Origin of the sequence: Candidatus Pristimantibacillus lignocellulolyticus (assembly GCA_023639215.1) — a bacterium.
In the GTDB taxonomy this organism is placed as follows: Bacteria; Bacillota; Bacilli; order Paenibacillales; family Paenibacillaceae; genus Pristimantibacillus; species Pristimantibacillus lignocellulolyticus.
The window spans coordinates 1,433,369-1,456,214 of sequence record CP097899.1; the positions used below are offsets into that span (position 1 = coordinate 1,433,369).

The 22,846-nt window shown below is 36.5% G+C and carries 17 protein-coding genes; 2 read left to right on the forward strand and 15 right to left on the reverse strand.

Annotation, left to right across the window (positions count from 1 at the left end):
* Nucleotides 1-41 precede the first annotated feature (41 nt).
* The 6 genes from NAG76_05925 to NAG76_05950 all read right to left on the reverse strand — a co-directional run bounded on the left by NAG76_05925 (nucleotide 42) and on the right by NAG76_05950 (nucleotide 7,008).
* On the reverse strand, nucleotides 42-1,718 hold the full coding sequence (locus tag NAG76_05925) for an extracellular solute-binding protein (GenBank protein URN95782.1): 1,677 nt from the start codon (nucleotides 1,716-1,718) through the stop codon (nucleotides 42-44).
* Nucleotides 1,719-1,942: 224 nt separating this feature from the next.
* Nucleotides 1,943-3,637 carry an extracellular solute-binding protein gene (locus tag NAG76_05930; GenBank protein ID URN95783.1) on the reverse strand — a complete coding sequence of 565 codons (1,695 nt, stop codon included), beginning with the start codon at nucleotides 3,635-3,637 and terminating at the stop codon, nucleotides 1,943-1,945.
* 71 nt (nucleotides 3,638-3,708) lie between these two features.
* Nucleotides 3,709-4,599, reverse strand: a complete 891-nt coding sequence (locus tag NAG76_05935) for a carbohydrate ABC transporter permease (protein URN96774.1) — start codon at nucleotides 4,597-4,599, stop codon at nucleotides 3,709-3,711.
* 45 nt (nucleotides 4,600-4,644) lie between these two features.
* Entirely contained in the window at nucleotides 4,645-5,625 is a 981-nt protein-coding gene (locus tag NAG76_05940) for an ABC transporter permease subunit (protein ID URN95784.1), read from the reverse strand.
* Nucleotides 5,626-5,960: 335 nt separating this feature from the next.
* The gene (locus tag NAG76_05945) at nucleotides 5,961-6,239 is read right to left on the reverse strand and encodes an alpha/beta-type small acid-soluble spore protein (protein ID URN95785.1); all 279 of its coding nucleotides are present in this window, start codon (nucleotides 6,237-6,239) and stop codon (nucleotides 5,961-5,963) included.
* A gap of 202 nt (nucleotides 6,240-6,441) precedes the next feature.
* Nucleotides 6,442-7,008, reverse strand: coding sequence for a cupin domain-containing protein (locus NAG76_05950; protein ID URN95786.1), 567 nt, complete (start codon nucleotides 7,006-7,008; stop codon nucleotides 6,442-6,444).
* 184 nt (nucleotides 7,009-7,192) lie between these two features.
* Here NAG76_05950 and NAG76_05955 point away from each other — a divergent pair, with 184 nt between their 5' ends.
* Nucleotides 7,193-8,152: a catalase family peroxidase gene (locus tag NAG76_05955; GenBank protein ID URN95787.1), complete on the forward strand. Its 960-nt coding sequence runs from the start codon at nucleotides 7,193-7,195 to the stop codon at nucleotides 8,150-8,152.
* Nucleotides 8,153-8,264: 112 nt separating this feature from the next.
* Here NAG76_05955 and NAG76_05960 read toward each other — a convergent pair whose 3' ends face one another.
* Entirely contained in the window at nucleotides 8,265-9,422 is a 1,158-nt protein-coding gene (locus NAG76_05960; GenBank protein ID URN95788.1) for an MFS transporter, read from the reverse strand.
* Nucleotides 9,423-9,539: 117 nt separating this feature from the next.
* On the opposite strand from NAG76_05960, the gene NAG76_05965 reads away from it, so the two are divergent.
* Nucleotides 9,540-10,451, forward strand: coding sequence for a LysR family transcriptional regulator (locus NAG76_05965; GenBank protein ID URN95789.1), 912 nt, complete (start codon nucleotides 9,540-9,542; stop codon nucleotides 10,449-10,451).
* 17 nt (nucleotides 10,452-10,468) lie between these two features.
* Here NAG76_05965 and NAG76_05970 read toward each other — a convergent pair whose 3' ends face one another.
* The 8 genes from NAG76_05970 to NAG76_06005 all read right to left on the reverse strand — a co-directional run bounded on the left by NAG76_05970 (nucleotide 10,469) and on the right by NAG76_06005 (nucleotide 22,752).
* The gene (locus NAG76_05970) at nucleotides 10,469-12,079 is read right to left on the reverse strand and encodes an AraC family transcriptional regulator (GenBank protein URN95790.1); all 1,611 of its coding nucleotides are present in this window, start codon (nucleotides 12,077-12,079) and stop codon (nucleotides 10,469-10,471) included.
* 124 nt (nucleotides 12,080-12,203) lie between these two features.
* Nucleotides 12,204-13,190, reverse strand: coding sequence for an ABC transporter substrate-binding protein (locus tag NAG76_05975; GenBank protein ID URN95791.1), 987 nt, complete (start codon nucleotides 13,188-13,190; stop codon nucleotides 12,204-12,206).
* Between the two features lie 280 nt (nucleotides 13,191-13,470).
* Complete coding sequence (locus tag NAG76_05980) at nucleotides 13,471-15,918, reverse strand: glycoside hydrolase family 31 protein (protein ID URN95792.1); 2,448 nt, start codon at nucleotides 15,916-15,918, stop codon at nucleotides 13,471-13,473.
* 23 nt (nucleotides 15,919-15,941) lie between these two features.
* Nucleotides 15,942-16,826: a carbohydrate ABC transporter permease gene (locus NAG76_05985; protein URN95793.1), complete on the reverse strand. Its 885-nt coding sequence runs from the start codon at nucleotides 16,824-16,826 to the stop codon at nucleotides 15,942-15,944.
* An 18-nt stretch (nucleotides 16,827-16,844) separates the two neighbouring features.
* Entirely contained in the window at nucleotides 16,845-17,735 is an 891-nt protein-coding gene (locus tag NAG76_05990) for an ABC transporter permease subunit (protein URN95794.1), read from the reverse strand.
* Between the two features lie 64 nt (nucleotides 17,736-17,799).
* On the reverse strand, nucleotides 17,800-19,476 hold the full coding sequence (locus NAG76_05995) for an extracellular solute-binding protein (GenBank protein ID URN95795.1): 1,677 nt from the start codon (nucleotides 19,474-19,476) through the stop codon (nucleotides 17,800-17,802).
* A 175-nt stretch (nucleotides 19,477-19,651) separates the two neighbouring features.
* Entirely contained in the window at nucleotides 19,652-21,016 is a 1,365-nt protein-coding gene (locus tag NAG76_06000) for a response regulator (GenBank protein URN95796.1), read from the reverse strand.
* The gene (locus tag NAG76_06005; protein ID URN95797.1) at nucleotides 21,016-22,752 is read right to left on the reverse strand and encodes a histidine kinase; all 1,737 of its coding nucleotides are present in this window, start codon (nucleotides 22,750-22,752) and stop codon (nucleotides 21,016-21,018) included. The genes NAG76_06000 and NAG76_06005 overlap by 1 nt, the downstream gene beginning before the upstream one ends.
* Nucleotides 22,753-22,846 lie beyond the last annotated feature (94 nt).

Below are 22,846 nucleotides of genomic sequence, written 5' to 3' on the forward strand. Positions count from 1 at the left end.
ATTCTTCCCTCCAAAGTCGTAACAATGTGATATACTCGTTGCTACTCGTTATTCAGAACCCTCATATTCTCATGCCATCTATTCGTAATGTAGTCCAAATATTTTTGAAAACCGACTTCCATCGAACTAATATGAGCTTCATCCAAGATGGTTAACACCTCTTCATCAGTCTGACCGAACAGTGCATCTTCTCTTGCTTCAAGCCATATTTCTTCCAATTCGCGCATAATATATCCCTCTTCCGAGTTCGATGCTGGTCGAACATTAATGAAGGCCGTGGCATCCCCTTGTGATTTCCAAGTAATATTTTGCTGCCAGTAAGTCGCCCAGTTTCGCTGTTCTAATGGCAACGTTTGTTCATAATCGCTTTTAATTTTGTCCAAATAAGCTGTATTTCCTACCCATATTAATTGGTTAGATACCGCTTGGATTTCCGTTAATTGTTCCGGATCAGAACCATATCTCGTTGTAAAATTGGGTGTAATGCCGTCTTCCTTAAAGCCGTTCCAATATCCTTCGTCTCCTGGAGGTCCCCACATCTGTACAGCTGACCCCTCCGGTCCCGTCATCCAATCCAACATCGCGAAAACTGCTTCTGGATTTTTCGCATTTTTAGTAATTGCCGTGACGTTCCATCCCAGAATGTTATAAGTACCTGGAAAAATTTTTGATCGATCCAAGCCCTGCTTATAGATCGGTTCAATGAACATATAGCCATCATCTTTGTTCAACTTACGCAGTTCTGCATCTGCCTGCATGGCATCTAACATCGGATTTGCACTAGCGTAAATAGCTACATTTCCTCTCATCAACTTCTCGCTAACCTGGTCCTCTGTCTGTATCATCGCTCCCGCAGGCATAAGTCCTTCACGCATCAGCTTAGCTACAAACAACGCTGACTCTCGAAATTCTTTATCCAAATAGATGGACGTCATACGATTCTCTTTTGGAACTCCATATAAACGTGTGAATCCCAGATTATCTTCTTTAAATGCAGAAAAAAGCTGGTCGATTCCATGACCTTCCTTTGCTAGTCCTGTCTCAAAGGGGACAACACCTGGGTAACTTTCTTTCACCTTAATTAAATACATATATAAATCATCCGTAGTCTCTAGTTTCGGAGATCCTAGCTCCCTATATATTTTTTTATTTAATACATAACCAGCATTGCCGTACGGTTTATTCGTATAATAATTCGGGAAATAATATATTTTCCCATCTGAGGCTCGGAGTAAATCCAATACCTTCTCGCCTGCCCAATATTTTAAATTGGGGTACTTCTCTATGTATTCATCTAATGGAACGAGCAAACCCTCTGCCTGCAACTGTCCTAGATCGAAATCTCGCTCTCCCCATACGATGTCTGGCAACTGATTGCTTGCAATCATCTGCCGCAATGTAAATTTGGCATTTCCATTCGCGCTTATACTCCTAATATTTATTTTCAAGTTATCTTGAATCCACTTAGATGATGGGTCTGCACCCCATTGCGGCATAGTATAGTAACTATAATGAGCATAGAAACTGAAGTGAAGGGGTTCTACCCCTAATGGGTATAATTCTTCCTCGCTATTCATATTTTGTAAACCAGGTAGATTTTGATTGAGTAAGATCTCTTCTTCTTGAATTGGAAATTGAGAAGAGCTACATCCTGTAAGCAATGATACAACAACCCCTACTAGCACTATCCATAGGAATCTTGCTCTTTGTCCCCTCAAACTATAACACTCCCTTACAAATAAATTACATAAAGTCATATTTGTAAAATTATATCAATATTTCCAATAACAATATACAAAAATTTCAATACTTTTTCCTGTATTTCTCAATTACAAAGGTTAGCATCAAATATAGTCTTTGATACTAACCTATGTAATCGAAAGAGTCCATCCCATTGGATTCTTTCAACCACTTGGGATGGACTCTCTCTACCTATTAAAAATTACTCTCCAAGTAATTCTTTATTTTTCAGCCATTGTTCTGTACGCCATTCAAGAAGTTCACCGTAACCAACAGCTAAAGAATCTTCTTGTGCTTGGTCTAGAATTTTATCTACATCTGCATCACTTTTTGCGGTAGCTGATGCTGATAAAGCTTGAGCAAAGATTTCTCTCACGTTTACATCAATATCTGCTAGATCAGTCCCAGCTTGAGGGGTTAAGTTTGTTGCCAATGCTGTTGCGTCATTAGTCGTTCTCCATGTTACAGCTTCTTGATTTGTCAACAACCAACTTCTCTCCGCTTCAGGTTTCGCCATTTCATAATCCATTTTAATAGGATCAATATACGTTGTATTTCCTACGATAATAACAGGAACATTATCAGTTTCAAGCTTAGCAACTTCTGCTTTATTATAGGTATCTGTAAAGATCGGACGATCATTTTCGTCAAACCCGTTCCAGTTACCGCCTTCAGGTCCGAAGTACTGAGTAGCCATACCTTCAGGTCCAGTCATCCAATCTAGCCACGCAAAGATCTTTTCCGGTTCTTCCGCAGCAGTTGTAATAACGTTAACATTCCAACCTAATTTGTCCCAAGAACCAGTAAATATTTTGTTTTTATCTAATCCTGCCTTATGGATTGGCCAAGTTACAAAATAACCTGCATCTGGATCTTTTGCAGATAGTTCTGTATCTCCTTGCATAGCCCAAGTTAGAGGTGATGATGCAGCATAAATAGCTACCCTTCCTGTCAAAACTCTTTCTTGAATTCCTGCTCGATCAACCGCTGTAAACATATCTTGAGAAATTAATTTTTCGCGATATAGCTTAGAAACAAACTTTTGTGATTCGCGGAAAGCCGGATCTGTATATAGGGAGGACAATTTATTATTAGCATCGTCAACTACAGCGATTGTCCCTGAGCTTAACGATCTATAATAAGAATTTTCTTTGTGTCCAGTGTAAATAAGACCGATTCCATTCGCATTCGCTGCTTGATCTGGTTCAAAAGGAACGATTTCATTTCCATACTTCTCTTTAACCTTCACCAAGTAAGCATATAAATCATCCATCGTCTCTAAAGAAGGTGAACCTAATTCTTTGTATATCTTTTTATTCACAACATAACCTGCGGCACCATTAGGAATCGTTGTGTAATAGTTAGGGAATTGATATAGTTTACCATCCGGCGAGCGTAGCAGATCTGCTGCTTCCGAGCTCAACCACTTTTTAAGATTTGGATATTTCTCCATGTAGTCATCTAGTGCGACTAACTTGCCTTCTTTATACAACTTTAGAAAATCCGGATGATTACGGTCGCCATGAATAAGATCAGGAAGATTGTCATTCGCCATCATCGTCGCCATAAGTTGCAGATTATTACTACTACCAAGTACCGATTTAATATTAAGTTTTTTGTTTTCCTTTAAATATTTCCAGAATGGATTATCATCCATTGTAGCAGGGAAATCCTGCCAGTTATAAAGTTGAAAAGCTGAAAACGATAGTTCACTAGAACCGAATTCCCATATATCTGATGACTCTCCCTCTTCTGCATTGGTAGTCGTTCCGGGAGTTGGCGAGGTTTTTGTTGAACCTGAATTTGGATCGTTTGTTGATTTACTGCAGCCTGAAAGTGCAGTTGCCACAATTAATACTGCTGTAACCATCAACAATAGCATTTTTCTTTTTTTCATTTCCTTGTATTCCCCTCTCAATAGAAACTTTTATATGTTGAAAGCGCGAGCGCCTCAAACCATTGGGAGCATTACTCCTTTAATGAACCAATCATTACACCTTTAACAAAATACTTTTGAACAAATGGATAAACTGCAATAATCGGTAGCGAGACAACCATAATAGCAGCACTTATTATTGATTTGTTGGTAATACTCTTCTGTGCTAATCTCTCACCCATAGCACTATCGATATTGCCACTTCCAAATGCTTCATTAATCAGATTTGAATTCAAGATTCGTCTCAATATCGTTTGTATAGGCAACAATTTTTCATTGGTTATATAAATCGTTGGTGCGAACCAATCATTCCAATGGGCAATAGCAGTGAATAAACCAAGCGTCGCTATAACTGGACCAGATAAAGGGAGTACTATTCTCAGAAATACCCCCATATTACTACAACCATCAATCTGAGCGGATTCTTCAATTCCTACAGGTAAACTTTTGAAAAAAGTTCGGAATATAATCATATTCCATACGCTGATGAGCCCTGGAATAATGTAAACAAGAAAATTGTTCATCAAACCTAAAGAGTTGATAAGAAGGAACGTCGGAATTAGTCCCCCTCCAAAATACATTGTGAAGATAAAATAAAAGGTGTAATATTTACGACCCATTAATTGCGATCTACTCATGCTATAGGCCACTAAAGCTGTTACGAAAATTGCAGAAATGGAACCAATTATCGTTCGAAGTATCGTGATCATAAAGGCATTCAAGATACCTCTATTACTGAAAAAAACTTCATAATTGCTCCAAGTGAATTGTCTTGGCCAGAACGTAATACCACCCTTAGCTGTGTCAAGACCTACATTAAACGAGACGACAATTGTGTTCCAGAAAGGATACAAAGCAGAGAAAGATAATAGAATTAGCAACACATATATCGCTACAACCATGACTCGGTCGCTGTATCCCATACGCTTAAAATACAATATAGTCCAACTCCTTCCTTGTGAAATGTTCTACCATAGACTGTTGCCAGTTCTCCTCGCTAAATAGTTTGCAGAGGTTAATAATATAATGCTTACAACGGCTTTGAATAAACCGACAGCGACGCCATAATCATATCGTTGATTAAGAATACCTATCCGGTAAACATACGTATCAATGACATCAGATACTGGTCGTAAACTCGGATTCTGTGCCAAGATTAATATATCCTCAAAACCTGCGTTGAGTAGACTACCCATTTGTAAGATCATAAAGATGATAATGATAGGCATAATAGTCGGAATCGTTATGAGATACATTTGCTTAAACTTACTCGCTCCGTCCATTTCTGCTGCTTCATATAGACTCGGATTTACTCCCGCTATAGCAGCCAAATAGATAATAGAGTTGAATCCTATATCCTTCCAAACGTTCGTGGTTACGAGTATCCCCCAAAAATAATTTCTCTCTGAAAGGAAGTTGATCGGTTCGTCAATAATTCCTAATGTTTGGAGAAAAATATTGATACTCCCGTTATCTGTAGAAAGCAAGCTCATAACCATACTGCCCACGATGACCCATGACATGAAATAAGGTAGATAGGTAATCGTTTGAATCGTTCGTTTGAAAAAGCGTCGACGAACTTCATTTAACATGAGAGCTAGAATGATTGGGGCTGGAAAACCGATTAAAAATTTCAATAAACTTATAACAAGCGTATTTCTCATAATCGTGTCGAATTGTGGTGCATTAAAGAATGACTCGAAATGTTTGAATCCGACCCACGGGTTTTCAAATATTCTTGCTCCCGTAAAAATGCTATAATCCATAAATCCTGTAATTACGCCATACATCGGAATATATGAAAATACAAATATTAGTAAAACGCCTACCCAGACCATTAACTGGAGATCTATTTGTTTCCACAATCGCTGTAAAAAACTTTTTTCATTCACCGATCTACGTTTAGGCGGAATCGACTTAAAGTTTTCTTTGGCCTTTACTTGTGACATAATCATCCTCCCTGCTGAATTATTGAAAACCCTTTCAATTGAGTGTTTCAGTGTCCTGACTTATGTATGGTTAGGAACTTATCCTCTTCCTCTTACAAACATTTTACTTCCTTCAAATACTTGAATCGAGATAACAGATGCATGATTTTTTGCGCTTTCACATTAACTTTTTTTCGTAAAATGATAGAAAGCCATGATTCAATGTCGTTATTTTTATATTTTGTTAAAAATACAAGATCCAATTTCTTTATAACTATCCGCACAAAAAAAACACGCCTTAATTAGCGTGTTTTTCATAATTCTTGTAGGTCCATATATTTAATCGTAAATCCAAGCTACTCTCTTTTCGCTATTTGTTCTTGTGCAAGACGGATCATCTCTCGGATCATAGAACCACCAATTTTCCCACCCACCTGACCAACCTGTTCTGTAGTAAGATTACGATTTTCACCTGGATGAAGTGGAACACCTAGTTCCTTGGCTACCTCGTACTTCACATCTTCTGGTCGATTAGAATCAACAGTATAGCCTTCTTTTCTCATTACTTCTGCCTTGAATGTCTGCATCGCTTGTTCTACCTCAGGTACTGCATATCTACGCTTTCTTCTTGCCACTATGTTCAACTCCCTTTGTAGGTTTCTCCATAAGATGCCCCAAACGATATTTTTCATAATCATTAGATATTGATTTTTCGTTTATAGCATTACATACTGACTTCTTCATACTCATTTAGCTAGAGCAAAAAAAGACTGTAAACAAACTCAAGTTGGAGTTTGTCTACAGCCGAAACATACTGTCGGATGCTTTTTAATAACTTTATTTTATTGTAATCTTCTTACCTGTATATTTTTCTAAAGGCTTGTAAGCATTCGTTAATTGACCGATACGAACTAGTAATCCGAATAAGCTACGCTGTAACCATAAAGGTTTATCTGCCACTAAAGTATTTTGTAAAACTAACATAAGTGCTGTATGAAAAATATTGCTCGGAACACCGTTGTTATCCGTCAAACCATCATCCATTAAGCCATAATGAATACGTACAGATTCTTCAAATTGTTGCGGCGGTGTCAATTTTACTTGAAATACAACTGGCTCATCATGTCCATTACGAAAAGTGTGTGCTACACCTATTGGTGCTGTCAACATTTGCTCTACTTCTAAAACTTGTTCTACTTTATTAATATTGACTGTCAATTTCCCCTGTTTCACAACAAACTGTTCATCAAAGCGATCATGGCAGTGTAATGGCGGACCATCACCATTTGGAGGTAAAGATACTTCTATCAACAGATATTCCCCATTTGTTTCAAGTGATGTTTTTAGAAATGTAATCGACTCTCCGGTAATTTTATGGTGTACTTTGCGTGCTAATGTAGACATGAATTATCCCCCAACTCTTTCTCAATACATAATGTAGATTAATTTTATCAACTTATGTACAAGTATTAATGTAATCTCCATTACGAATAATATAAATTTATTGAGGATAATGATTATCTTTGCTGGCAATAAAGAGTAGTAGACACTTACAAGATATTTCACAGAGCGTTAGGAGCCATAAAATATGACTACTTCTAGTTCAGACCATTCTCATTCGAATAATATTGCCGATTCATCAAACTTGGCATCACAAACTGTGGATGCGATTGAAAATATCTCAGGCGTGCATTGCGGATATCGACGTGCACATGCTAAAGGTATATGTTGTAAGGCAGTCTTCCGACCGAGTGGTCTTGCAGCGCCGTTTACTTTTGCTCCCCATCTGCAAGAGCAAGAAGTAAGCGCTGTTGTCCGTTTTTCCGGTAGTTCTACTGATCCAGCAGTAGCTGACTTCATGTCTCCCGCCAAAGGAATAGCCGTTCAATTCAAACTCCCAGATGGAAGTATTACGAATCTTGTCGGTGTGACTATACCGGTATTTTTTGCACGGACACCGGAGTCATTTCTAGACATGATCCACGCTGTCCATCGGGCACAAGATGGCCTACTCGGACCAATTGATCTTATTCAAGAAATAACATCACATTTCTCTGAAAGCAAAGAAAGCTTACTAGCTATCAAAAAGCTAATGCCACCTGCTAGCTATGCTGAATGCAACTATTACTGCATTCATGCGTACTTCCTTAACGATAAAAAAGGAGATAAGTATCCTGTGAAGTTCGAATGGATTCCAGCTCGTGGTGTCCATACATTGTCTATTATAGATGCCGCACAACAACCAAAAGATTATTTAGAAGAAGAACTTAGCCAGAGATTGCAAGTTGAACCGATAGTCTTCCACCTTCATGCGATTTTTGGTGAGGAAGGTGATCCAACCAATGATCCAACTACAGTTTGGCCGGAAGATCGCCAGCGAATTGATTTTGGTCAACTCTACATATCTGATATTATCGAGGAGCCCGTCGATCTGCTCATGGATCCTACGATTATAACGGAAGGCATGGCCTTGTCTGATGATCCAATACTCAACCTTCGTCATGATACCTATTCCGTTTCTCATGACAGACGCCGCCAAGAACATTGATCTACCTATTTGATTACAATATGATTTGCCCCGTAATAATTAGTCATCCATCTAACTTTTACGGGGCAGTCCAGTTGACTTGATGTGTTTCATTTTTATCGATACTGATAAATCAGCTATTCACAGGCTCTGCAACGGTTGCACCATTAGAAAGGAGTAATTGTACTCCAATCATTAGTGCAATAATAACGAGCATTACGATAAGAGCAGGTGTAAAGCTACCGCTATAATCATGTATTACTCCTATTAACAGAGGCCCCATTGCTCCAATGATATAACCACCGCACTGTGACATTGCTGACCATGCCCCAGCCTCTTGAGCTGTTTTAGTCTCAATAATAGGTAGCATAAGTGCAAGTGGGAATAGCCCCCCTGCTCCAATTGCCAAACAAATAACAGCTGGCATCATCGGGAGATGTACTAACAGCATCACAACACCGACAAGCTCAAATATACTACAAGCAACTAAAAAGAACCGGCGTTTTCCGTATCGTGATACAAGACTTGGAACAATAATGGATATCGGAATTTGTACAATTGTAAATACTGTAAGTAGTAATGCGGAGCTTGCTTTGCTATAGCCTAAACTCTGTGCTATCGGAGTTATCCATGCTGTCATAGAATAAAACATACTTGCCATACACCCGAAAAAAAGTGTTAATAATATCGCACGCTTATTACGAAAAGGCAGCTTAGAGTTTACTGTGCCTACCGTCTTTTCCGAATGACCAATCAGACGCATCCATATTGCTAATGCAACAACACCAATTATTGCCCAACAAGATAAAGTCAGTGTAAGACTTTGATGATTGCGGTTATAGATTGGTATAGATAAAGCAGAAGCAATTGCTGCACCCACTGTCAAAGAAACAGAGTATACACTCACAATACCAGGATTTTTAGGAAAGTATTTTTTAATAAATGCGGATAACAACGGTCCGGCCAAACTAATGCCTATTCCGCCAATAAGAGCTGTGATAACCAGTATACTTACAGAGCCAACAACACCTCGTAATGCTGTTGCCCCGGTAATTAAAGCAAGAGCTATAAATATGGTTCGTTCAAGACCCCATCGATCTCGCATTATGGTTGCTATAGGGGCAAATATACCCATACACAATACGGGCAGTGTAGTTAACAGACTTGCTGTTAGACCATTCATTCCTAGATTCGATTGTATAGTACCAAGCAACGGAGCAACAGAAGTAATAATCGGTCGTAGATTCAACGCTGCAACAAAAATAGCTATCAATAAATAATATTTTTTCACTTATATTGCCTCCTGTACTTGAGTGTGTAACAAGAGTATAATCACTACTTCATCATTGATCAATTCTATAATTTCTATTATTATAATAGAAATTAACTATGATTTTAAGGAGACCTTATGGACACTCGTCATATTCAATATTTTATGGCTGTATACGAACAATTACATTTTACAAAAGCGGCCGAATTACTTGGAATCACGCAACCAACATTAAGTCACCAAATTCGTGTTCTCGAAGCAGAACTCGGTATGCCACTATTTGATCGTATTGGTAAACAGGTCGTAGCAACAGAAGCTGGACATTTGTTGCGAATGCATGGTGGTAAGATGCTACATGCAGAACAGGATGCTAAAAATGCAATAAGTGAACTGGTAGCAGGCCAGCGAGGAACAGTACGTCTTGGAGTACTGCCTTCTGACCTAGATTTCCAACTTGTACCTTTATTTATCCATTTCAAATCACAATATCCCAATATACAACTGCAAGCTCTCTCTACTCTCAACATTCAAGAAGAATTACTCAACAATCGAGTAGATATCGGTATTGGTTTAAAAAGTACTCCAGATAGAAGATTAATACAGATTCCACTCAGGTCGGAACCTTATCACTTATTCGTCAATGCAGCAAGTGAACTTGCTAGTAGAAAGGAAATTGCCCTTCATGAAGTAGAACATCTTCCACTGGTCATGTATCCTAAAGGTTATCTCGGTCGCAATATCGTAGATAAAATTTGCAGTGAACAAGGATTTCAATTAACAACAGTGATGGAGACTAGTTCTGCTACTTCTCTTCTACAACTGGTTCGTGGTGGGGTTGGTGTTACGATTCAACCCGATAGTTTACTCAGAGAAAAATCTTTACTTACAGATATCGTAGCTATCCCAATTACAGAACATACACCACAACGTCATCTTGAGCTAATGTATAGTTCTGAGCGATTTTTTAGCAACTCCCATAAACAGCTTACTAAATGGCTGATCGATTACTTTAATAGCAGAAATACCGAAAAGACTACAAAAAATGGGTAGCCAATTCTAACGTACACTTAAGAAGTATGCTTTAACAAAGTTGGAAGTAGATTAAGTAGCTTGCTTATTGTGATGGCGTCGACACAGTTCCATGTCAGCTCATCTACTAAATACACTAGTCCATTACGTACAGCTGGTATACTTTTCCACAAATTACTACTAATTGTTTCTTCCATTGCTCTTCTAGAAACAGGGTCACTAGGACAAAGCATAAAAATGCGATCTCCTGCGTATTCATGGATATTAGTTAATGTAATTTCCTTATAAGCTTGTTCTTCGCTAAGCATATCATTAACCTTCTCTACTGGGCGAAAACCAGATGGGTGATAAAGAACTGAAGTTAATCCAATCTTCCCCATCACAAATAAGCTCTTACCGCGATGATGTACAAACACTGATGCTGTCTCTCCAGGTCTTATGTAAGTCTGTAGCTGCTTCCACATTCGATCAGAGTTATTAGCATAATGATTAAGCCACTGCCTTGCTTCCTGCTCCTTGCCGAACCATTGGCCTAATATGAGTAATCGCTCTTCCAGTGAGTCATGCGAATTGTATTGCAGTGTTGGCGCAATTTGTGATACTTTTTTATATTCCTGTTCATCATCTTTATCGAATATAATTAAGTCCGGCTTAATGAGCGAAGCTTTCTCTCTATTGAAAGAACCTCCCTCATATCCTCCTTCAATTGGCTCAATACCTAGTGGCAATAAATCTTGCATAGAATTTCCATAGAAAATAATACGTGAAGGTTTAGATGGGATAGCTACCTCATGACCAGCCCAATCTTTTACGTTTATTTGGCGATCCATTGCTTTGGCATATTGTCTTGGAGATATTCCTGTCATTTGACGAAATCTACGATTGAAGTAATATTCATCGGTGAATCCTACTTTTTCGGCAATATGACGTAAAGATTCATTCGACTGAAGTAGCCAATTTTTAGACTGTTTAATTCGGAGCTCTGTTAGATAATCTAATGGTTTCTGCCCAGTCAACTCTTTAAAAATTGCTGAGTATTGTCCATTGGGATATCCCGCCAGTTGAGATAAAAATTTTACTGTTATTTTATCTGTATAGTGATCTTGTAAATATTGAATGGTTCGTTCTACAGCTTGTATTGAGCTAGATTTTCTATCCGAGACAATATTATGTTCTAACACAAAGCCAATTAATTTCATGAACCGTAAATTTTGATGGAACGCTTCTAAATACTCACCATTTTCTTTGTTCTCGTAGAGTTGCTCAGCCATATCTATTAATTGAGATAACGGATATACACGTAACTCACTACGACTAGGAAATAACTCCTGTGTATACACTTCTGGTTGGGCTAACCCGTTAATACGAGTAATTACAAAGGTAACTTTATAATAGTCAAGACACTCATCATCATTACTGACAATTTGATAGGAATGACCTGGATTCAATAGAAATGCGCTATGATTAGTAAATAATAATTTTACAGCATCTTTATACAATGAACCTGAACCACTCTTTATAATAAGAAGCGTATATGATTCTGCAGTCTCTTTAATGTGAACAGCTTCAGTGCCATATTCCAACAGTTCAATATCTAACAAATGAAAAGACAAATAACGTAATGTTTCTGGCATCGATTGAACTTGCATGTTGTGACCTCCTAAGTTCCGATTGAGAATCATTATCAATGATTTCATTTTAGCCGAAAAAAAGAAGCTTTTCAACCGTAGTTAAAGAGCTTCTAATAAAGATCATATATTATTGGAATTATAATTATTTCATTAACAGCTTCGGAAGTTCTTCGATCATCCAATCTCTAGAAAGTGCATCACTTCCAGCTTTCACAATATCAAAATTGTATACATATCCATTTTTAACTGCAGAAAGGTTTTTCCAAACTTCACTTTCCATCAATTCACTCGTTGATTGTTGTGCCGTAGGGTCTACAGGATTCAATATAAATATTCTGTCACCAGCATATTCATTCAATAGTTCTGCGGAGATTTCAACAAAACCAATCTCTTGATCAATAATTTCTTGAACTTTGTTCACTGGCTTAAAACCATTCTCTTCATACAAGAATTGTGGTAGTCCTGCACCAGCCATAATGAACAGTCGATTACCTGGATACATTGTAAATACCGATGCTGTCTCACCTTCCTTGACACCATTTTCGTGTACCAATGTCCACATTTCTTGCATTGTAGTGTTATATTTCGTTAACCACGCCTCTGCTTCAGCTTGTTTTCCTAGTAAATCCCCTAATGTATGCATTCTCTCGGTAATTGGAGCAAACGAATCAAATGTGACCGTTGGAGCAATTTTTGAAATCTGCTCGTATTGCGTTGCATCTGAATTAGAGAAAATAATCAGGTCCGGATTAAGTTCCAATGATTTTTCCAAACTTAATGGAAAACCAACATCTTCAACATTAGCAATCAAGTCATCATATACTGTTCCACCATTCTCATTCTTCATCACTCCTACTGGAACAACTCCAAGAGCAAGAACATCCCCTGTTACTTCTCCATGATAAATGACACGCTTAGGATTAACAGGTATCTCTACCTCATGACCTGTCCAGTCTGTAAACATTCTAGTTGTTTCTTCTGTTTGCTCAGGGGCCGGTGTAGCTGTTGCTTGTGTCTCTGATGATGGTGCGTTGTTCGAGCTATTATTTTTGTTTCCACATGCTATCAATGTAGAACCCATAATTGCTATACATACTAAAAGTATACCTACCTTTTTCGCTTGAAACATTGTTGTTCTCCCCCTGTATTATCTTTCATAATTGATAATGATAAGCATTATCAATTACAATATTAAATAATACGTTGCTACTAAACAATGGACAAATTTTTTTCCATCATTTTTTTGTACAAAAGTAGATTAATAATGCTCGGTATTTTGTATATTGGAAGATTAACAAATTAAAAAGCCTAAGTCCGAAAGAATTACGAACAAAGGCTAGTTAATTATTTAATTTTTTTTACATTATCTATTTAACTGCATACGGTTCTTGATCCTTTTTCCAAAACAATTAATTAGATTGTACGAATAACTCAATTTCATTAAAAGTATTACTCAACTGTAGCTTAAGTTCTTTTTTATCCGAGTTATAAGACCAAGCTCCGCCAACTTCTTCAATAGGTACTAATTGTTCTAGATTTTTCACCACAACTTGGGACGGATTAAAACTTAGTAATTTTATTATAATATCAAGTTTCTCTCGTTGATTAGGCATTTCCTTTGACAGATACGTGCACTTCAAACTAACGGAATCTTTGTTAAACGCCGCAGAAGTAGTTAATATATTATATACGCCTTGCTCATAGGCATACGTGCGAGCATCATCTTCATACCACTGGCTAGATGACGTACTTCCTACCTGACCCGCGTATAGGACTAATGCAACATCGTTTCTCTCATTCAACGTTGGTTTCCATTCATTATCTAACAATTCGGGAATCACCGCTCCAGCTTTCACATACAACGGAAGTACATCTAGCGGAGCATAAGCTAATATATATGTCCCTCCTACATAACGTTCTCCGCTCCAATAGTCAATCCATTCACCCTCAGGTAAATACACCGAACGTGTCTCAGTACTTGGACGAAGAATTGGTGCAACGAGTATATGTTGTCCCACTAAAAATTGATCACATAGATTGTATACGTTACGATCATTCGGATACTCCAAAATTAAAGGACGCATAATCGGTAATCCTGTTTTATGAGCGGTATAGAACTGGGTATATAAGTACGGCATCAAACGATAACGCAATCTAATGTATGTTCTACAAATTTCTTCTATCTGAGTACCAAAAACCCACGGTTCTTGACGGATAGATTCAAGCACACTATGATTTCTACAATATGGGAAAAACACACCTGCTTGCGTCCAACGTGCAAGTAATTCTGGCGTCGTATGATGGGCAAACCCACCAATATCTGGACCTGCAAATGGTTGTCCAGACAAACCAAGATTTAATACCATCGGTATAGACATCGCAAGATGTTCCCAGAAACTTCGATTATCTCCTGTCCATGTCGCTGCGTATTTTTGTATGCCCGCATACCCCGCCCTAGTTAATACAAAGGGACGATCTCCTGCTAATTCCTTTTTTAAACCTTGTTGTGTAGCCATCGACATTAGCATGCCGTACACATTATGAAGTTCGCGATGAGTCTTAGGATTACCATCATTGCCATGTACTACATCCAAATCCATTGTTTTTGATTTGTTAAATACAGCAGGTTCATTCATATCATTCCATATACCAGAAATACCAAGATCAGTATAGTAACGATGCTGTTCTCCCCACCATGTACGTACCTCTTCTTCTGTAAAATCAGGAAAAGCACTAGCTCCAGGCCATACGTCTCCTATAAATAGTTCACCTTCGATTTTTTTACAGAAATAATTATTACGAATACCATCTTGATACTGTACATATTCGGGATCCTTCTTAACACCTGGATCGACAATAGGCACGACACGAATACCCATATTTTTTAGCTCTTCAATCATTTGGCGCGGATTAGGGAAACGTACAGGATCAAATGTGAATACTCTATATTCATCCATATAATGAATATCTAAGTGAATGACGTCACATGGAATATTTTTTTCTTTAAAGTTTTTTGCAAGTGTCATTACTTCCTCTTGATTCATATAGCTATAGCGAGATTGATGATAGCCGATTGCCCAAGCAGGAGGAATGTCCATACGTCCTGTTAACTCACTATATCTCTCTACTACTTCATTCAGTGCAGGACCTAAGATGAAGTAATAATCAATTGTCCCTGAATTAACTTGAAACTTATAAGAATCTTTACTGGTACGCATATCAAATGAAGTACGGCCAGGATTATCTAAGAAAATACCATAGGTAGGTTTTTCATATTGAAAATGAATTAGAAATGGAATCGATACATATAAGCTCTCTATTTCGGGAACATGAGGATCAAATACGTCTGAATTCCACATATCATACTTCTCACCTATTTTGTCTAGGAAGCTCGTTTTTTCGCCCAAACCATAAATATGCGAATCAGCATCCATTTTCTTTTTACAAACGTACTCTCCTCTACCTGGGCTATAAATTTCTTCGTCACTAGAGACTAATTCTCCATCTTTGTTATAAAAATCTATACGAGTATCTGCTTTTTGCAAGACGACAGTGACTGCTGGTAACACCAGTCGGTACTCTTGCTCATTCTCTTCTAACTCCACTTTTACTTGAGTAAATACATCTTTTTGCACGGCAATTGTTGTACTCATATCCTGCACATGATCTATTAATAACTTCACTCGAACGATATATTCATTAACAGGCTGAACCATAATTGTTGCATTTTCAGACTTAAATAAATAAACTTCATCAGTAGAATGAATAACTGATTGAATTTTTCCTAAGTTCCAATGTTTTTCTATGATTGTTTTTAAATCCTTTTTATCAGGATGAATAGTTTCACTTGTTTGCATATATCTCTCTCCTATCTATAGTGTTAACCCTTTACAGAACCCAATGTAATCCCCTTAACAAAATACTTTTGAAAGAACGGGTAAATAACTAGTAGCGGAAGCATTGAAATGAATATTTTGGCAGCGTTTAAAGTCTGATTAGATAAACTTGTCAATCGCTTGACTGATTCTGCATCCAGTTTTGTTAAATCAACATTTGCTGTTACTTGTCGTATATAGGATTGCAATGGATAATTCTCATTTTTAGTCATCAAAATAAGTGCTTGAAAAAATTCATTCCAATGTCCAACAATCGTAAACACTAAAATCGTTGCTAACACTGGAGTTGAAAGGGGGAGAAATATACCGAATAAAATACGCCAAGGTCCCGCTCCATCAATCAATGCAGACTCTTCCATTTCCTTAGGTAAATTTCTGAAGAAATTCATCACTAATATAACATTGAATACAGGTAAGCCCCCACCAAGGACAAGTCCCCATATACTATTAATTAATCCTAATGATTTCATCGTCATAAACCATGGAACCATTCCACCGCTGAAAAGCATACAAAATATTAATAACCACATAAATATGTTTCTGGATTTGAAATCCTTTGTTGATTTGGATAATGGATAAGCCATAAGTAGCACAACAAAAAACGTAATTGCCGCACCATATATAACGCGCTGTACAGAAATAAAGAACGATCTAAAAAACTGACCATCATTAATAATCGTTTGATACGAAGCGAAGTTTATATCTTTTGGTATCAAAAAGACTTCTCCTGCAGCAACTGCCGCTCGATCGCTAATCGAAACAACTAACGTGTACCATACAGGCAATATACATAAGAGTGTAAGCAATAGAATTAACAATATATTAATCCCATTGTAAACCTTAGATATTAACGAACGTTCTTCAATCATATACGTCACACCTTTCTGCTAGAAGATTCTATAGTTTGCAAATCGATATGCTAACGTATAGGAAATAGAAATTAATACTAGGCCAACAACTGACTTAAGAAGCCCTACCGCAGTCGCTAGTCCATATTGCATGTCAATTAAGCCAGCTCTATACACCCATGTATCAATAATATCTCCTGTTGAATATACCGATGGATTATACAAATTAAATATCTGATCAAAACCTGCATTTAGAATGTTACCCAAACTTAACGTACCTAGTAATATAGCAACTGGTAAAATACTAGGCAAAGTAATACTCGTTAATCTTTTAAATTGGGAAGCACCATCTATTGCAGCTGCTTCGTACATTTCTGGATTAATAGATGTTAGTGCTGCGAAGAATATAATAGCTGCAAAACCAAATTCCTTCCAAATGTCACTTAAGACAATAATCCAAGGAAACATTTCAGCATTTGCAAAAAATAAGATCGGCTCTGAACCAAATAACGCTAATAGTTGGTTAACGGGTCCTGTATAAGATAAAATATCTAACATAATTCCAGCTACAATAACCCATGATAAAAAATGTGGTAAGTATACTATCGTTTGAACAGAACGAGAAAACAGTCTATTTTTCACCTCATTTAACATAAGTGCGAATACTAATGGAACAATGAGATTTCCTATCATTTTTAGAACTGCGATAAATACTGTATTTTGAAATACCTGCTTACTATCATCAAGCTCGAACATATACTTAAAATTTTCAAAACCAATCCATTCAGACTTGAATATCCCTAAGCCTGGGTTAAAGTCTTTAAATGCCATAAGAATTCCATACATGGGAAGTAAATTGAAAAAAAATAGCCATACTAATCCTGGCAGAAGCATTAAATAGTAATGTTTGTACGCGCTACGATTGAGCATATCAATTTCTCCTTAATTGGTTAATCAAGACGAGTATTTATCTACTCGTCTTGATTAGATACCCTTACTTTAATTCATTAACTTCCTCAGTAATTTGATCTCCACCTTGTTGCTTCCACTTTTCAACAAAAGTATCAAACTCTTCAATAGGTGCACTACCCATAATAATTTTTAATAATGTTTCATCTTCTAATTTTTTCAAATTAGACCATTTTGTTTGCATAGTTTTCGTTTGAGCTGTTGCTAAACTTTTCGTCCAATTAATTTTCGCATCTACAAACGTTGATCCACCATTTAGATGTGAGTATATATGGGAGAAGAAATCGGGGTCTGTCACTTGATCCCAATATTGAATATCATAGTTATCAAATGGTTCAGTTTTCACATTTTTCACATGAGAAGCAAGCTCATAAGTAAATCCATAGTTAAGTTTATCAACTTCTTCTAGTGGCATTTCACCAGTAAGAACCTTTTGTGTTGTTTTCACAGCATATTCTAGCTGATCTCCATGTCCCATAATTAGGAACAATGGAATTTCTTGTGATGTTAACTCTTTACCAACAGCTGTTTTGTAACTTTCTTGCTTTTCATTAACATGAATATTCAACATTTTAATAATCGCATCAGGATGTTTGTAAGATTTCTTCACAACAATGTAATTACTACCTGTCGCTTGGTTAGAGTTGAATTCCCCGGCATTATTCAATGGTGCTGCATACGGTCTCCAGTTGGCTTCAGGATCGTTTTTAATCGCATCCATCAGGTTATAAGCTGACCACCATGGACCGAAGAAAATACCTGTCTGGCCACTTGTAATGACTTCTTGTGTACTTTTTCTTAATCCAATCTCTTTATCTAAAATACCACTAGCATACCAATCTCTTAATGTTAATATTGCCTCTTTTGTTTCTTGTGTTGTCGTACCATATTGCGCATTTCCCTCTGAATCCGTTACCCAAATACCTGGGTATGCATCTTTTGCGAAAAAGACAGAAGAGAAGTTAAGGAAGTGGTCACCTGATGATAGAAATGTAGAATATAACGATCCACCTTGTTGCGTACCTACAATTCCAATTGTGTTGTCGCCACCCATCTTATTTTCAACAAATGCTTTTGCGATATTTTCCAAATCTTCTAGAGATTTCGGTTCTGGAAGACCTAGTTTATCTAACCAATCTTTGCGAATCCAAGTTAATGGAGCTGAAGGTAATGTTGTCTCAGGCAATGCATACAGTTTACCGTCAAATGTTACGCCTTCTAGTAGACCAGGATTTGATTCATAAATTTGTTTCAAACGTTCCGTACCATGTTGTTCGTATACAGCAGTCAAATCTGCTAGTTGATCGGCTTTTACCATTTGTCTCAATTGCGTTTCATCGACTAACATTGTGTCTGGCAGATCATTACTACCGATTGCCAAGCTAACTTTTTGTCCATAATCTGAACTGGATGCTTCCCACTCATGCTTTACTTCAATGTTATATGCATCTTTTAACCAACGGGTATACAAGTTGTCTTCAGCAGTATCGCTACCCTCGTATTTATAAGTTGGATCAATCGCTCTACCTAAGGAAACTACAACTGACTCCTCATACTTAGCAAATGGATCAACTGGTGTGCCTACTGCAGCGTTGTCCGTTGGTTGAGTGTTTGAATTATTTGGTGCACTATTGCTTGAACATGCTGTAACACTCAATGCCGCAATTAAGCTAATTGCCAAAACCTTAAAACTTTTCTTCACTGTACTTCCCCCTTTTATGTTAAAACCAATTTCTTATTACACACTTATTATAATTTCAGTAACGTATTTAGCGTGTTAGAGGAAAACATCGAATCAGGGAGATAATTTCATCAAAAAAATAAACATGTCTGAAAATTATCTACCTTGTTTTCAGACATGTTCATACCTCATCTATTTATTTTAACTTTTCTTGAGTAATGACTAGTCTATATTCGCTCGGTAACATCCCAATATGTTCTTTGAATAGACGACTAAAATACTTTTCATCGTTATATCCCACTTCTTCTGCAATCCATTGAATTGTTTTCGTTGTATTTAATAAATAGCTTTTTGCTCTCTCCATACGAATATCCCTTAAATAATCCGTGTAGGTTTGTCCAACAATTTGCTTAAAACATTGACTAAAGTAGCTTAAACTCATACTAACGCTTTTTGCCATTTCTCCTGCAGTCAAAGGCTTATTAAATGTATGCTGTGCCATAGTTTTCGCCTTAGCAATACTGCTTTGAATTTCAATAGAAAACTGTGGTTTTACATTTGATTCATGAATTCTTGTTCTCGTTTGAGTTAACCATGCAACAAATTCATAATAATGTGAGAATGAATCTTTCATAATAATTGAACTTTCTAACAATGTTCCGTAAAGTCGATTCCACTCATCAGTTAGCGAAAAAAATAACCGTGTTAATCGGATCGAAGGTAATCGAAGTCGTTTTATTTCCCCAATCATCTCTTCAAATAAATAATTATCATAAATCCAATCGGATAATAACCATTTTTGTTTCATCTCTTGCAAATCATACTCATCATTAGAAGAGCTTGTACGAATAGTATGCTCACTAACATATTGTAGTGTTTCGCTTGGGTCATAATCATAAAACAACCCATTTCTACGATAACTACGAATAAGTTTCAAAACGGCTTTTCGATCTAACTCTTTTAAATCTCGAATACAGAAATAAGCATAATGAGATCCTGACATACTTATTTGCTCCGGCTGATATGTCCAATACCATACGTCTGTTTCTACCTCGATCGCCCCTTGTAATGAAGGCGTTTCATCATTACACTCTCCGTTATGCTGAGTTAATGGATAAGCTACGAAGACTTGATCAACTACGCTATATTCCATCTGAGTTTGATTCTGATTCTTCAATTTCTTTGTATCAATTAATGATACAATTCTTCCTAAAAGATCCTCAAACTGCTCTTTTTCTAATTCCGTTTTTGCAATATAATCAATTGCTCCTAGACGAAGCGCTTCTTGTATATAATCAAAATCTTGATGTAACGTTAATACAACCATTTGAATATGAGGATACTTTTTGTTTACTTCTCTCATCAGCTCAACACCGGACATGACAGGCATAGATAAATCCGTAAAAAGTAAATCTACTTTGTTTTTTTCGAGAAATTTAAGCGCATTTTCTCCATTGTTAGCCTCACCAACAACGTTCATTCCAAACTGCTTCCACGGAATGAAGGTGACTAATCCTTTTCTCACAATTTTTTCATCATCTACAATTAATACATTCAACATTATAATTTATCACCTCGATAAACTGGCAAGCACATTGTCACAATTGTTCCCTTGCCGATTTCACTTTTAATATTAAATGTAGCCTGATCCCCATAGTTAGATTCAAGTATCCGAATAACGTATTTCATACCAATACCCATACCGACTTTTTGACTATCCAAAGAATCGTCATTTAGTAATTGATCGACTTTCTCTTCAGACATACCTGATCCATTATCTTGAATTGTTATATCTAACTTATCACCTAATCGAATGTCTACATGAATATATCCCTCATCACTAACCCCATGATATAATGCGTTTTCAACTAAAGGTTGCAAAATAAATCGAGGAATAGCTAGTAACATGGCGTCATCATCAACATCTATATCAACGTCAAACTGAAAATCATATCGTATTCTTTGAAGTTGTAAATATTCTTTTAATGCTTCAATTTCCCCACCAATAGTTGTTGCATCTCCCATTTTCCCAAGATTATATTGTAATAATCTATTCAAAGACAACACCAACTTATCAATGTCCTTCTGACCATTCATCATCGCCAGCCAATGAACAGTATCTAATGTATTCATCAGAAAATGAGGATTAATCTGATACAATAACTTTTCAACTTCAAGATCTGCTCTTCGTTTCTCTTTCTGTTCTATTTGCCCGTATAATTCCCATATCTTTTTTTTCATTTCCCTTGTTTTGAATAGTAAATAATCAAACTCTGGTATATTAATAAGATCTGTATTGTTTTTAACATTTGAATTAATTAATGTTTTTATTTCTGAATTAAACTTTTCAAGAGGTTTGTATACCATTCGAGATAGAAAAGTTCCGATGATAATGACTGCGGTACCAAAAATCAAGAAAAATATAGATATTTGAATATACCATTGATTTTTTTCTTGGTTCATTTCACCTTTGGGAAAGATAGATACAATACTCCATCCTTGATTACTTACTTCCTTATGCCATATATATTGTTCATATATACCTGATGTTACTTCGCCATCTGAAAAAGGAAAAACACTATTCACAGGGAATAGAGCTTCATTCTGACTGTATGTAATTTCTCCATTATTATTTAGAATAAGTATTTGGCGTGACTTCTTAATATCGTCTTCTGGTTCAAATATTGATTTCGTCGTGTTAAATCCCGTTTCTATATAAACGTATATATTATCGTGTGTGACATTCACTTTTCTCATCGTACTAAAAACAAGATTTTTATTGGAGCGGTTATTGCTAATATGAGGTCCATAATAAGTTATTTCAGGATAGGACTCCATCATTGGTAGTTTACTAATACTAAAATTGTCTCTTACCGGAAAATTCTCAAAGTCATACTCCTGTTTGTCGTTATAATAATAAAACGTTAATCCTACATTAGGATTTGAAAAAGTAATGACATTGAGATCACCCTTAAGGTCATTACGATAACGAGATTTAATAAATGGATCTTTTTCATAATAAAGTTGTTCTAATAATTTATTATTTCCGATACCGAAAGCAAGCTGCTGCGACACATGATTCAGGTTGTTCAATGTATTTTCTAAGCCTAGTATTTCTTGCTTAAGATTACTTTGAATTGAACTTTCAACTTTATTCGTTAATATGGAATTTATAGTATATAGCGAGATCCAACCTAAACAAATAAATGGAATTAACACGCTAAAAATAAATATTGCGATAATTCTTTTCTTAAATGTTATTTTTCTATATTTATTAATAAGAAACTGAAAATTCATTGATTCTCCCTCCTTTTTATATGGATTTTATCATATTCATTATAATAGTAGAAAAGTAATAACCCTATGAAATAATTGACACGAGATTATTACT